This is a genomic window from Pyxidicoccus caerfyrddinensis (assembly GCF_010894405.1).
Taxonomy (GTDB): Bacteria; Myxococcota; Myxococcia; order Myxococcales; family Myxococcaceae; genus Myxococcus; species Myxococcus caerfyrddinensis.
The window spans coordinates 1-379 of sequence record NZ_JAAIYA010000163.1; the positions used below are offsets into that span (position 1 = coordinate 1).

At 39.8% G+C, this 379-nt stretch carries 1 pseudogene; it reads right to left on the reverse strand.

Annotation, left to right across the window (positions count from 1 at the left end):
* Positions 1-379: pseudogene (locus G4D86_RS51995) on the reverse strand (hypothetical protein); the annotation flags it as partial.

The window sequence follows — 379 nt, forward strand, 5'->3', positions numbered from 1 at the left end:
TCTTTTTTCGGGCCTGTGTATGTGTCGAGCTCACTCGTTTCTCTCTGCCAATCTGGGAATAAGCAGATAAAATGAATTCGAGTGTATCACGATTGACATCTGGATAGAGTGTTATCATTGATCTAATATGATCTGTGAAATTATTCGAATTCACTCCGTGTTCAAGAATATATCTCGCAAGTGGATATTGATCTGGATGGATATCTGTATTGTCGAGTAATTCCTGACTCTCTGGAACTCGGAGGAATCCTATAGCGAGTTCATAGGCCTTCTCAGAGAGAACCTTCTGGAGTGCAACACGGGACTTGTATGGTCGATGATTGTATATTTTTTTAGCTTCTCTTTTATCTATTCCAGAGATATGTCCGAGAACATAGAT